Annotated in this window: 11 protein-coding genes; 7 read left to right on the plus strand and 4 right to left on the minus strand. The window is 40.2% G+C overall.

Annotated features, from left to right (window positions below; genetic code table 11):
- Positions 1 to 292: 292 nt before the first annotated feature.
- The 5 genes from H9N25_RS13555 to H9N25_RS13575 all read left to right on the plus strand — a co-directional run bounded on the left by H9N25_RS13555 (position 293) and on the right by H9N25_RS13575 (position 6,013).
- Complete coding sequence (locus tag H9N25_RS13555) at positions 293 to 1,570, plus strand: type IX secretion system plug protein (RefSeq protein WP_190326243.1); 1,278 nt, start codon at positions 293 to 295, stop codon at positions 1,568 to 1,570.
- Positions 1,571 to 1,740: 170 nt separating this feature from the next.
- Complete coding sequence (locus tag H9N25_RS13560; protein WP_190326244.1) at positions 1,741 to 2,706, plus strand: formylglycine-generating enzyme family protein; 966 nt, start codon at positions 1,741 to 1,743, stop codon at positions 2,704 to 2,706.
- A 36-nt stretch (positions 2,707 to 2,742) separates the two neighbouring features.
- Positions 2,743 to 4,062 carry a Gfo/Idh/MocA family oxidoreductase gene (locus H9N25_RS13565; protein ID WP_190326245.1) on the plus strand — a complete coding sequence of 440 codons (1,320 nt, stop codon included), beginning with the start codon at positions 2,743 to 2,745 and terminating at the stop codon, positions 4,060 to 4,062.
- Between the two features lie 73 nt (positions 4,063 to 4,135).
- Positions 4,136 to 5,071, plus strand: a complete 936-nt coding sequence (locus tag H9N25_RS13570) for an FAD:protein FMN transferase (RefSeq protein WP_223833383.1) — start codon at positions 4,136 to 4,138, stop codon at positions 5,069 to 5,071.
- Positions 5,072 to 5,086: 15 nt separating this feature from the next.
- Positions 5,087 to 6,013, plus strand: coding sequence for a hydroxypyruvate isomerase family protein (locus H9N25_RS13575; RefSeq protein ID WP_190326247.1), 927 nt, complete (start codon positions 5,087 to 5,089; stop codon positions 6,011 to 6,013).
- A gap of 356 nt (positions 6,014 to 6,369) precedes the next feature.
- Here the strand turns inward: H9N25_RS13575 and H9N25_RS13580 are convergent, their stop codons facing one another.
- Positions 6,370 to 6,663: a GIY-YIG nuclease family protein gene (locus H9N25_RS13580; protein ID WP_190326248.1), complete on the minus strand. Its 294-nt coding sequence runs from the start codon at positions 6,661 to 6,663 to the stop codon at positions 6,370 to 6,372.
- A 369-nt stretch (positions 6,664 to 7,032) separates the two neighbouring features.
- On the minus strand, positions 7,033 to 8,520 hold the full coding sequence (locus H9N25_RS13585) for an alpha-amylase (RefSeq protein WP_190326249.1): 1,488 nt from the start codon (positions 8,518 to 8,520) through the stop codon (positions 7,033 to 7,035).
- A 1,021-nt stretch (positions 8,521 to 9,541) separates the two neighbouring features.
- Here H9N25_RS13585 and H9N25_RS13590 point away from each other — a divergent pair.
- Positions 9,542 to 10,063: an acyl-CoA thioesterase gene (locus tag H9N25_RS13590; RefSeq protein WP_167295289.1), complete on the plus strand. Its 522-nt coding sequence runs from the start codon at positions 9,542 to 9,544 to the stop codon at positions 10,061 to 10,063.
- A 69-nt stretch (positions 10,064 to 10,132) separates the two neighbouring features.
- On the plus strand, positions 10,133 to 11,167 hold the full coding sequence (locus tag H9N25_RS13595; protein ID WP_223833384.1) for a cation:proton antiporter: 1,035 nt from the start codon (positions 10,133 to 10,135) through the stop codon (positions 11,165 to 11,167).
- 215 nt (positions 11,168 to 11,382) lie between these two features.
- Here the strand turns inward: H9N25_RS13595 and H9N25_RS13600 are convergent, their stop codons facing one another.
- Together H9N25_RS13600 and H9N25_RS13605 are read right to left on the minus strand one after the other, a co-directional pair.
- Positions 11,383 to 11,946 (minus strand): hypothetical protein, encoded by a 564-nt coding sequence (locus H9N25_RS13600; RefSeq protein WP_190326250.1) that lies wholly within the window; start codon positions 11,944 to 11,946, stop codon positions 11,383 to 11,385.
- Positions 11,947 to 11,955: 9 nt separating this feature from the next.
- Entirely contained in the window at positions 11,956 to 12,462 is a 507-nt protein-coding gene (locus tag H9N25_RS13605) for a hypothetical protein (RefSeq protein ID WP_190326251.1), read from the minus strand.
- Positions 12,463 to 12,532 lie beyond the last annotated feature (70 nt).

Consider the following 12,532-nt stretch of genomic DNA (forward strand, 5'->3'; position numbering starts at 1 on the left):
CGATTCTTGCTATAAAGATTGCTTCGTCGGCTGAAAAAGCCTTCTCGCAATGACGATTCAACGAGAAGGTACATAAAGTTAAATCCTACTATCAACCATATTGATTTTTCTACAATAAATTATTTCTGGAAACCGCGGTACGCTAGAAATCTTCTGCGTCCATCCGTGTTTCCGTGGCTTATTTTCAAAACAAAAATAGGCTTGTGTCAGATAGGAATATCTGACACCACGAATAGTGGCAACCATCCACAAGTCCATTTTGCCACTTCCTAATAAAACTTTACTTTTAGCCATGCAGAAAATATTAATTCCGGTTTTATTTTTCATCTCTACCATGGCCTTTGCCCAAAACGTTCAAACGTTTACCAATGAGAATAAAATTTATCTTCCAAATATTAAAACTGTACTCTGTTATAACAGCAATAAAGAGCAGAGCTTACCTGTAATTATGCTCAATTCGTCAGAAACAATAACTTTTTCTTTCGATGACTTACTTGCAGGTACCCAAAACTACTGGTATACCATTGAACATTGTACTGCAGAATGGGAAACTTCTAAAATCTCGAGCATCGATTATTTAGGAAGTTTTAATGACGACCGCATCATCAATTACCACTATTCTTCCAACACTGCCAGAAAATATACACATTACGAAATTAGCTTGCCCAATACTCAAATTCAACCTAAAATTGGAGGCAATTACGTATTAAAAGTCTATTTAGATGGCGACAAAAACAAACCGGTTATTTCGCAACGCTTCTACATGCTCGACAATCAGGTTGCCGTAGCAGCAGAAATAAATAATTCCATGCAGGTTGAAAACAGGAATTACAAACAAAAAATCAACTTTACCATTAACCATACCTTTCCCATCCCGAACCCCTATCAGGATATAAAAGCTATAGTAATGCAAAATTTTAATGCTAATACTATCCAGCTTAATACCAAACCCGCATTTGTAAGACCAAACCAATTGGTTTATAACGACCTTACTACGAACGATTTTTGGGGAGACAACGAATTTAGAAAATTTGATACCCGTAGTTTAAGGTACAAAGCCGATAATGTTAAAGGCATATACCGCGATAACGAATCGGTAAATGTGATACTTTTTCAGGATGCCCCCAGAACGGTAGGTGCGTTTGCCAACCAGTACGATGAAAACGGAAACTTTTTTATCCGCAATACCGATGGGCGGGACGATAAAACAGAAGCAGAGTATATGAGTGTTTTATTCACTTTAAATGCCCCGGCACCCAGCCCTAACGGCGATGCCTATGTTGTTGGCCGATTTAACAATTATACCATGAGCAATGAAAACAAACTGCTTTATGATCCCAGCAGGAAACAGTTTTATGGCAATGTGATACTTAAACAAGGTCTCTATGATTATGAATTTGCCTGGTATAATAAAGATACCAAGGTAATGGAAACCAAACCTTTCGAGGGTGCGTTCTTCCAGACCGAAAACAGCTATCAGATTTTTGTTTATTATCGGCGCCCGGGCGCACGCTGGGATACCCTAATTGGTTATACCAATTTAAGTAATAAAGTTTCAGACAGAAGGTAACCAGCTGAACCGAAGCACAATATTAATTGTCAATTTGACTTTTAATATTACAATACTTACCTTTATTGTTACATAAATTTTCTTTGTTTTAATTGTGGTTATTTACTTTAGCGTTTCAAAAAGTAACCAAATAAACACACTAGAGAATTAGGTGTATCTAACCAAAAATTATGTTTAAAAAGTTAATTGCCGTAGCATTAATAGCCTATCCATGTGCACAGGTTTTAGCACAAAAACCAAGTGATTCGTACACACAATCCATTAACGGAACCAAATTAAAATTCGATATGCAGGCTATACCAGCAGGCAAATTTAAAATGGGAAGTAAAACAGGAAAACCAGATGAGCAACCCGTTCATGAGGTTAAACTCGATGCTTTCTGGATTGGAAAACATGAGGTAACATGGGATATTTTTGAACCATTCCTCTATCGTGATTATGAAAAACAAGCTAGCACAAGCGCCATTCCGGCTGAAGTAGATGCCGTTACCAGACCTACCAAACCCTATCTCGATATGACTTTTGGTATGGGTAAAGAGCACCAACCAGCGGTGGCTATGACTCAATATAATGCCATCCAATTTTGTAAATGGCTTTATATGCGTACAGGGATTTTTTATCGTTTACCAACAGAGGCCGAATGGGAATACGCCTGCAAAGCCGGAACTGAAACCAAATATTCTTTTGGCGATGACGCTTCTAAATTAGGCGATTATGCCTGGTATAAAGATAACAGCGATAATAAAACCCATCAGGTAGGTTTAAAAAAACCAAATCCATGGGGATTATTCGATATGCATGGAAACGTTAGCGAATGGACCTACGACCAGTACCTTGCCGATTTCTACGGTCAGAGCAAAGACAAAACTGCAGAAAACCCTGTGGCAGTACCCGAAAAACTTTACCCAAACGTAGTTCGCGGTGGCTCTTACGACGAAACACCGAATAATTTAACCTCAACAGTTAGATTAGCATCTGATCCATCATGGAAGCAATTAGATCCACAGATTCCGAAAAGTAATTGGTGGTTCCCTGAAGCACCTTTTGTAGGCATGCGCTTGGTACGCCCCGTAAAAACGCCTTCAAAAGCAGATATAGATGCATATTACAATAAGCAACCTATAAAAGACTTTTAAAAACACAACCCTAACCAAAATAAAAAACTTAAACACATGAAAAAACCAATTAACCAACAAGATCGTCGCGATTTTTTAAAAGCAACAGCCATGCTGGCCGGCGGGGCCATGTTAAGCAGCATTCCGCTGGCAGGAGCATATGCATCCGGATCGGATACAATTAAAATTGCCTTAATAGGCTGTGGCGATCGTGGTACAGGAGCAGCTTTCCAGGCACTAAGTACCAAATTTAACATTAAACTGGTAGCCATGGCCGATGCTTTTCAAGATCGTTTAGATAGCAGTTACCAATCATTAAGTTCGAAATTTGCGGCAAAAATGGATGTTCCAAAAGAACGCCAATTTGTAGGTTTCGATGCTTACTTAAAAGCCATTCCATTAGCCGATGTAGTGTTGTTAACCACGCCTCCAGGCTTCCGTCCTATCCATTTCGAAGAAGCGGTTAAACAGAATAAACAAATTTTCATGGAAAAACCTGTTGCTGTAGATGCACCGGGCATTAGAAAGGTATTGGCCGCAGCCGAAGAAGCTAAAAAGAAAAAATTAAACGTTGTAGTAGGTTTACAGCGCCGCTACCAGACCAACTATCGCGAGTCGATGAAACGCATTAACGATGGTGCTATTGGCGATATCATGTCTGGCCAGGTATACTGGAATAGCGGTGGCGTGTGGGTACGTCCGCGTAAACCAAACCAAACAGAAATGGAATACCAAATGAGAAACTGGTATTATTTCAACTGGTTATGCGGCGATCATATTGTAGAGCAGCATGTGCATAATATCGATATTGCCAATTGGATAAAAAACGGACATCCTGTTTCGGTACAGGGAACGGGTAGCCGTGCCTGGAGAACGGGAAAAGATTATGGAGAGATTTATGATAACCACTCCATCGAATTAACTTATGCAGATGGCGCAGTAATCCATAGTCAGTGCCGCCATTTCGAAGGCACTGCTAACCGCGTGGATGAATCCTTTCAAGGCACCAAAGGTAAAATTTATCTTTCAGGCAGCAACCAGGCCATTATGAAAGATTATAGTGGTAAAGAACTATATAACCACAATACCAAAGGAAACGCAAATCCATACCAAACAGAGCACGACGAACTGTTCGATGCGGTTTCTAAAGGAGAATATAAATTCAGTAATGTAGACTATGCTGCAACCAGTACATTTTCGGCAATTATTGGTCGTTTTGCTACTTATTCTGGTCAAACCATTAAATGGGATGAGGCTTTAGCTTCGAACATCAGCTTAATGCCTGAACGTTTCGCATGGGATGCTAACCCAAGGTTAATGCCTGATGAAAATGGCTTATACCCTATCGCCAGACCGGGACAAACAAAAGTGATATAAAACTAAATTGATGCGTTATAGCTTTTTGTTTTTCATTTTACCATTGATTTTAGCTTTTTCCTTAAAAAAAGAAGTGAAACAGTATAAAATTGATGGTTTTGCACAGGGAACCGATTATGCTATCATGTACTATGCTACCGATAGTTTAGCGACTAAGGCAGGCATAGATAGTTTATTAAACCAAATTGATTTATCGATGTCGCTTTACAAAAAGGGATCATTGATAAATCAATTTAATGCTACCGAAAAAGAGATTAAAACCGATCGTTTCATAAACGACGTGCTTAAAAGGAGTTTCGAAATTAATCAGGATACTAAGGGTATTTTCGATATTACCGTTGCCCCTTTGGTACAGGCCTGGGGTTTTGGACCGAAAGAGGCTAAAAAAGAACCCGATCCGGCAGCCATTAAATCGATATTGACCTGTGTAGGCATGAAAAACCTAAAACTCAAGAATGGTTTATTAAGCAAACTAAAGCCCTGTGTACAGATTGATTTAAATGGAATTGCACAAGGTTACAGTGTCGATTTAATTGCCGCTTATCTCGAAAAAAAAGGAATTAAGCAATACGTAGCCGAACTGGGCGGCGAAATCCGGATTTCAGGACCTAAACCCAATGGCGAAACCATGAAAATTGGTATTGAAGGTCCGGATAAGGATGGGGTTCCGGTAATCAGGCACATCGCTTCCATAAATTCAGGCGCAATCACTACCTCTGGTAACTATAGGAAATTCCATCAGAGCGGAAAGAAAAAAATTTCTCACCTGATCGATCCTAAAACAGGCTATCCGCTAGATAATGAAATGATTAGTGTAACGGTATACGCCAAAGATGCCATTACAGCCGATGGTTACGACAATGCCTTAATGGCCATGCACCTTAAAGATGCTATTGCCTTTGTAGAAAGCAGAAAAAACCTCGAAGCTTATTTTGTGTACCACCAAAAAGATGGCAAAATAGCCGACACCTTAACCACCGGATTTAAAAAATTAATTACTCACCAATAACCTAAAACCTCACCGATGAAAAGAAGCGAATTTATAAGAAATAGTCTGCTAACTGCCGGTGCAATTACCACAGGAGCAGGAATTACCGATACTTTTGCCGCTGGAAAGCCCAATACAGTATTCAGTGATAAAACTTTCAACCTCGATTATGCACCGCACCAGGGCATGTTCCAAAATCATGCGGGTAAAAGTTTTTTAGATCAGATCCAGTTTATGTACGATAGAGGTTTCCGTTCAATTGAAGATAACGGTTATTTAGGCCGCCCTGTTGAAGAACAGGAAAAAATCGGAAACCTGTTGGCAAAATTGGGCATGCGCATGGGGGTTTTTGTAGTAGACGGTGGCGACAACTGGAAAACCTCTTTAACTACGGGTAAAAAGGAATTTAAAGATAAATTTATCGAAACCTGTAAAAAATCGGTCGAAGCCGCAAAACGCTGTAATGCCAAATGGCTTACCGTAGTGCCCGGCTTTTATGAACGCAACCTACCATATGGCAACCAGTTTGCTAATGTAATCGATGCTATGCGTGCAGGTGCAGAGATTTTTGAACCCCATGGTTTAATTATGGTTTTGGAAACCCTGAGCGATACGCCAGAACTTTTTCTCCAAAAAACCAATGAAACCTATGCCGTTTGTAAAGCGGTTAAAAGCCCTTCGTGTAAAATCCTTTACGATATTTACCACATGCAACGTACAGAAGGCGATTTAATTAAAACCATCGACCGCTGCTGGGACGAAATCGCCTACATCCAGATAGGTGATAATCCTGGCCGGAAAGAACCTACAACAGGAGAAATCAATTATAAAAATCTATTTAAACACTTGTATAATAAAGGTTATAAAGGTGTAATGGGTATGGAACACGGCAATTCGAAAGGTGGAAAAGAAGGCGAACTGGCTGTAATTTCGGCTTATAGGGCTGAGGATAATTTTTTGTAGATATATATTTGATTGATCGTCATTCCCAACTTGATTGGGAATTTTAAAGCATTAAGCGGGGCTTGCAAGCCGCATTAAGATCCCGTCTGCACAGGAATGACGCATGGTTTAGATGCAATCGTCATCCCCAACTCGATTGGGGATCTTAAAGCGTTAAACTGGGTTTACAAGCTGCATTAAGATTCCCCTCTGCAGGGGAATGACGCATGGATGAGATGAGATCGTCATCCCCAACCCAATTGGGGATCTTAAAACGTTAAGCGGGGCTGATAAACTGCATTAAGATTCCCATCTACATGGGAATGACGCATGGATGAGATGCATTACGCTACGTTTTAGGGCTCCCATCTTTAAAATCACAAATCCTCATTAAACAGATCCAGCCATTGAGGATTGTTATCGCTGATCAACTTAATTTTCCAATCCCTATTCCATTTCTTTAATTTCTTCTCTTGCGCGATCGCTTCTTCAATGCCAGAATAGAACTTAAAATACACCAACTTCATGCAATTGTATTTGGCAGTAAAGGAAGTTGGATATCTTTTGCATTTGTGATCAATTACTCTTGAGTGTAAGTCAGAGGTAACACCGATGTAATAAACCGTGTTAAAGGCATTTGTCATAATGTAAACACAACCACCGCGTTCCATATCTTAAAAATACATTTTTTCTCTTAAGATTTATGCTCTAAATAAAAGGAAGTTGCATTAGATTCCCTTCTGCACGGGAATGACGCGTGGTTTGGATGCGAACGCCATTCCCAACTCGATTGGGAATCTTAAAGCATTAAACCGGGTTTGTAAGCTGCATTAAGATTCCCGTCTACACGGGAATGACGCGTGGATTAGATGCGAGCGTCATTCCCAACTTGATTGGGGATCTTAAAGATTAAGCTGGGTTTGCAAGCTGTATTAAGATTCCCGTCTGCACGGGAATGACGCACGGTTTAGATGCGAGCGTCATTCACAACCCCGCGCCGTGGTCCGTGTCTTCACAGACCACATGCATCACCTCTTCACCTACCCCACCTTCAATACCCAAACCGATACACTTCCGGCGTTGCAGTGAAACTCCGCCCAGCCATTTTCATCAATAATTACTTCCTGCTGGCGATAGCCAAGGGCATCAACAAAGGTTTTTCCGGCAAAGTGTTTACCGATCTCCATTTCTTTATAACCTTCTTCTCCTGTGCTTAACAATACCGCTAAGCCACTATTTTCATGTTCCTCATCACCTGCGCGGGTCCAGCCAACGCAAATGCCATGGTCAAAATAATCACGTTGCTCACCGTAGGCTAATGCTGTACGGATTTTACTCATGGTTTCTATTACTGGGATGGCCACCAGCTCAACGTGTACCTCATCACCTTCTTTGTCTTTATCGTCATAAATCCCTCCGTACAGATCAGGGAAGAACAAACAGGGAATACCTTGTATACGCAACAGGATCATGGCATAAGCCAGGGGCCTGAACCAAAAATCGACGTATGATTCCAGCGCCTGCAAAGGTTGCGAATCATGATTATCAACAAATGTTACCGCCAGATCGGGCTTCACCTGAACCAAAGTTCCGTCAAAAATCGTTCGCATATCAAATTCCTCGTCCTTGCTCGCCAGGAAAAAATTATGGTGCAAAAGCGAATCGAATATTTGTGTCCTGCCGCCGGTAATTTCAATATATTTCAATTGGCCTTCCCTATCTACTACATTCCAATCTTCGGCCACAATAAAAAACTGGCGATTAAATTTCTGGTTCAAATGATCGATCCACTCGACAATAAAATCTGGATTGATGTGTTTAACGGCATCCAACCGAAAACCGTCTACTTTGGTGGTTTCTACTATCCATTCGCCCCAATATTTTAACTCTTCAATTACAGCCCTGTTGCGGTAATCGATATCGTTAAACATCAGGTAATCGTAATTCCCAAATTCAGTAGAAGGAACCTCTTCAAAACCTTCGCCTAAATAATTCTGAATCGAATAGATCGCAGTTTTTTTGAGGTCTTCGGCCCAGTCTACCCCACTAAAACACTCGTGATTCCATATAAATTCAGAATATTTCCCCTGCCGCCCCGGAAAGGTAAACTTTGTCCAGGCCTGTATTTCGAAAACATCGCTGGTAAATTCAGTTCTGTCATCAGGATTTACCGTTCTAACGGCTATTTTTTCCAGTTCATCGCCACCTGCCTTGTGGTTAAAAACGGCATCTGCTAAAGCTCCGATCCCATTCTCGTGTAACGCCTCAATAGCTTTGATATATTCATCTTTGGAGCCATGTTTGGTATTCACACTTCCTTTCTGATCGAACTCCCCCAAATCGAAAAGGTCGTAAACCGCATAACCAACATCATAAGCTGCATTATTAGATTTATAGGCTGGCGGCAACCAAACAGCAGTTATCCCAATTTCTTTTAAATGACTCGCTTCGGCAGCTACTTTAGTCCACAAATTTTGCTCTTCGTTATAATACCAATGGAAAAATTGGATCAGGGTCTGGTTCTGCATTAATTCGATTTTTTTTGTTAGGATAACATGATAAAAGATGAATTGTTTTTAAATAACACGCTCCCAAATCTATTTCCCGCTGATTTCGCAAATCACCGCAGAAAAGCAAGACAATCCATAAGCGGTCGTCACCCTGACCTGTAGCGAAGCGAAAAGCTACGAAGTAAACCGAGCCTTAAGCGAGCTCACCGAAGGTAATTTATTTCAGGGTCTTCTTTGTTATTAAAAATAAGTTGAATCTAAAACTGCAGTTTACGCGTAAGTATTTTTTTCCCGCTCTATGCCGCGGTGGCATGGTACTTTGTCGCGCCAAAGTACCCAAAGCGCTTTGTCAATCCAGCAAGGTGGCTCCGCGCAGCCCAAGCAGATCAAAAAACAGCGGCGCTTCGTTTTGTGTCCGAATTTCCAGCAAAGCTCAAATTATCCTTTATGAACACAAAACCACTGCGTTTAAGGCTTGATAGTGCGGTCTTTTCTTTTGTGCACCTGTTTTTTGATTTCCCCACCACTTGGGATTGACGGCGTTCTTCGCTCTAGACTGTGGTTTTTCAAGGCAAGCCTAGCATAGTGCTCATAACTAATGCCAAAAAATACGAATCAAAAAGATCGAATAATTGCACATATTAGGAAGGAAAACACTATTTCAATCTGCAAAATCTGTTTGCTCTGCGGGAACAACCTTACTCATGCTTTCCCGCTGATCTCGCAGATGACCGCAGTAAACAAAATAATAAATCTGCGAAAATCTTATTCACCTTCGGTAACATAATAAGAATTCCATTTTAATTGAAATGAGTTTTGGATCTTAATTTCGTCAGCTGTAAAGGAGCGACGAAGCAATCGTACAACTATCGCTAATAGCGAGCGCATTAAGATTGCTTCGTCGGCTGAAAATGCCTTCTCGCAATGACGATTCCTCGAAAACAACTCCGTCCAAATGCTTTAATTTTTCTAAAAATGATCACTCAGCGTAAAGACCGCCTATGCTATTTCACCACATTTTACTTACTTTTGCCATCAAATGAGTTTAAAAAAGAAATTTGCCAGAGAAAGTTTTACCATCATGAACGAATTGGTATTACCAAATGATACCAATACCTTAAATAACCTAATGGGCGGACGCCTGCTTCATTGGATGGATATTGCAGCGGCAATTTCGGCCCAAAAACACTGCAACCGCATTGTGGTTACCGCTTCGGTTGATAATGTTTCTTTTAAACAGCCCATTAAATTAGGTGATGTAATTACCATCGAAGCCAAAGTTACAAGGGCTTTTAATACCTCGGTAGAAGTCCGTTTAGATGTATGGGCAGAGAATATTCCAAGTGGCGCACGCCAAAAAAGTAATGAGGCTTATTATACTTTTGTTGCGGTTGATCAGAGTGCGCGTACCATACCGGTACCCGAACTTGTTCCGGAAACGCCAGAAGAAATTGATTTATTTGATGGTGCTTTGCGCCGCAGGCAATTGCGACTGGTTTTAGGAGGCAAAATGGACCCTGATGAGGCCAGCGAACTCAAGGCACTTTTCTTTAAAGCATAATTTTTACATTAAATTGCTTTCAGCTTAGCCTGATTGTTTTATTTTAGCGTTTACCCTACGCTGAAAAATATGACAACTTATACCATTCTTATTATTTTAAGCGGATTAGTAATTTTCTCTTATCTGTTTGATTTAGTGGCGAGTAAAACCAAAGTACCATCGGTTTTATTGCTGCTCCTTTTAGGTATTGGTTTACGTTTGCTGGTCGATAACCTCAAGATACAAACCTTCAATTTCCTGTCTATCCTACCCACACTGGGTACTGTAGGCTTAATTTTAATTGTTTTTGAAGGTTCTCTCGAACTTAAATACGACCGACATAAAAACAAGATTATACGCAGTGCTTTTTTCTCTGCCCTAAGCATTTTAGCTGGAACTATCGTGGTAATAACCAGTATCATTTACCAGATCACCCACCACAATTTATATACCTGTATTGCCAATGCCATTCCCTTTAGCGTAATCAGCTCGGCTATTGCCATCCCTTCGGCAGCAGCATTAAATAATACCGATAAAGAATTTGTGATCTACGAATCTTCTTTTTCAGATATCCTGGGGATTATCATTTTCAACTTTGCCATTACCAACCACTCTATCAATACCTCTGCTTTTATTGGCCTGGGTTTAAGTACCTTCCTCATCCTTTTGCTATCGGCCATTGCCTGCGTGGTGTTGTTGTACGTAATGGGCCGACTGGTACACCACATTAAATTCTTCTTAATTATAGCCATACTGATACTGGTTTATGCCATTGGCCAGTCATACCATTTATCTTCACTGGTTTTAATTTTAAGCACCGGATTATTCCTGAACAATGCCGATGCCATCGAGAATGCCTGGTTTAGGGGAATCTTTTTATATAAAAATTTAACAGCCGATTTATCCCAGCTCTATCAATTATCGGCAGAAAGTGCTTTTATATTACGCACTTTTTTCTTTGTTATTTTTGGTTTTACCATGAATATCAACAGCCTGAACGACAAAATTGTACTGGCTAATGGTTTTTTCATTTTGATATCGATTTACATCATTAGAGTGGTATTTCTCAAAATATTCAAAAAAGAAAACCTGAGTCCGATTTTATACATTGCCCCCGAGGACTGATCAGCATTTTGCTTTATTTCAACCTGCCAGCTTCCTTAAAAATACCAGAAGTGGGTACACCATTTTTATTCCTGGTTGTACTGGGATCGAGTATTGTAATGACGCTGGGTATCACCTTGAGCAAAAGAAATACGGTGGGGCATTAGTTTATTGGGTTGATTGTGGAAACTGGTTAATCGGTTAATTGTTTAAATCGGTTAATTGATAGCCAACGCCTAGGGTTTAAAGGAAGATGATATGCTTTTTAATTGTTGCAGCTCAGCCAGTACGTTTGGATTGGCCTGGTAATAAATAGAATAATAACTCAGCTCGTTTATAGGCTTAGCACCTTCATTGTTAAACTTAAAACGTGCTACATTAGGGTTAATGGCATGAATAGGTAAAGCAAATGCATTGCCCACTGCAGTAAAAATAACCGAATAAAAAGTGATGGCGGCATAGTCTTTTAAATCAGGTGCTTCGTGTCCAAATTTGTCAACGCTTTTACCCCGCTCATCCGTATGGTACTGATCCGGATCCTCATCCCCTACTTTAATGAGATTGATGCCTTTAAAGTCTTTTTTAACGGCACGGATCTGCACGGTTTCAATTTCATTCAGCAGTACCGGAATAAGCGTACCATCGTGATTTAAAACCACCTTTACCGAATCTACCCTTTGTAAAATACCTTTGCACTTAGCCTTTTCGGTTTTAACAATGGCAATGTATGGCTTTACTCCCTGAGCTTTTAATAGCGTACAGGAGAGAAAAAAGATGAGCACAAAACAGATGGTTTTCATATTAAAGCATTAAGGTTTGTCTGTATAATATGCTTTTGAATACTTTTCCAGTTTGTGATACTCATTTGCAAACAGACTGGCGTCTTTATTGATTTTAAGCGTCATTTTATTTGCTAAAATTTCAGATGCCAGGCCATAACCTACGCCAGCTACCATTCCGGCAGATGTTACACTTGCTAAAATAAACAACCGCGAATCATCAGGAAGATCACCCAAAAATGCCATAGAACCAATAGCTGCGCCGCAAATTGTTCCGTACAATAAGCCTTGAGCTGTGGTGAAGCTGTTTTTCTTTAAACGGATACTCATAATATGCCGGGCCTTTATCACCACAGATTTTCCATCAAGATCGAGCGTAAGCCCCTCACTATTGATCTGTGCTAAGATGCCTTTATGTGTACCTAAAGAATCGGTTTTTACCTTTACCTGGTAGTGGTTAAATTCCTGTGCGCTACTTCGATTCACGAATAAGCAGGTGGCCAGAACAACGAGCGATGCAATTATTTTAAATTTCATGTAGAGGGCGTTAATCGTAGATAAAAATATCAATAAAAACTGAAATTAATAACTAACAACTGAAATTGCC

This window comes from Pedobacter riviphilus, from assembly GCF_014692875.1.
GTDB classification, from domain to species: Bacteria; Bacteroidota; Bacteroidia; order Sphingobacteriales; family Sphingobacteriaceae; genus Pedobacter; species Pedobacter riviphilus.

Bases quoted from the DNA above. Each gene is read 5' to 3' on its own strand.
- H9N25_RS13555 (WP_190326243.1), top strand. From the start codon at position 293: ATGCAGAAAATATTAATTCCGGTTTTATTTTTCATCTCTACCATGGCC.
- H9N25_RS13560 (WP_190326244.1), top strand. From the start codon at position 1,741: ATGTTTAAAAAGTTAATTGCCGTAGCATTAATAGCCTATCCATGTGCA.
- H9N25_RS13565 (WP_190326245.1), top strand. From the start codon at position 2,743: ATGAAAAAACCAATTAACCAACAAGATCGTCGCGATTTTTTAAAAGCA.
- H9N25_RS13575 (WP_190326247.1), top strand. From the start codon at position 5,087: ATGAAAAGAAGCGAATTTATAAGAAATAGTCTGCTAACTGCCGGTGCA.
- H9N25_RS13580 (WP_190326248.1), bottom strand. From the start codon at position 6,663: ATGGAACGCGGTGGTTGTGTTTACATTATGACAAATGCCTTTAACACG.
- H9N25_RS13585 (WP_190326249.1), bottom strand. From the start codon at position 8,520: ATGCAGAACCAGACCCTGATCCAATTTTTCCATTGGTATTATAACGAA.
- H9N25_RS13590 (WP_167295289.1), top strand. From the start codon at position 9,542: ATGAGTTTAAAAAAGAAATTTGCCAGAGAAAGTTTTACCATCATGAAC.
- H9N25_RS13595 (WP_223833384.1), top strand. From the start codon at position 10,133: ATGACAACTTATACCATTCTTATTATTTTAAGCGGATTAGTAATTTTC.
- H9N25_RS13600 (WP_190326250.1), bottom strand. From the start codon at position 11,946: ATGAAAACCATCTGTTTTGTGCTCATCTTTTTTCTCTCCTGTACGCTA.
- H9N25_RS13605 (WP_190326251.1), bottom strand. From the start codon at position 12,462: ATGAAATTTAAAATAATTGCATCGCTCGTTGTTCTGGCCACCTGCTTA.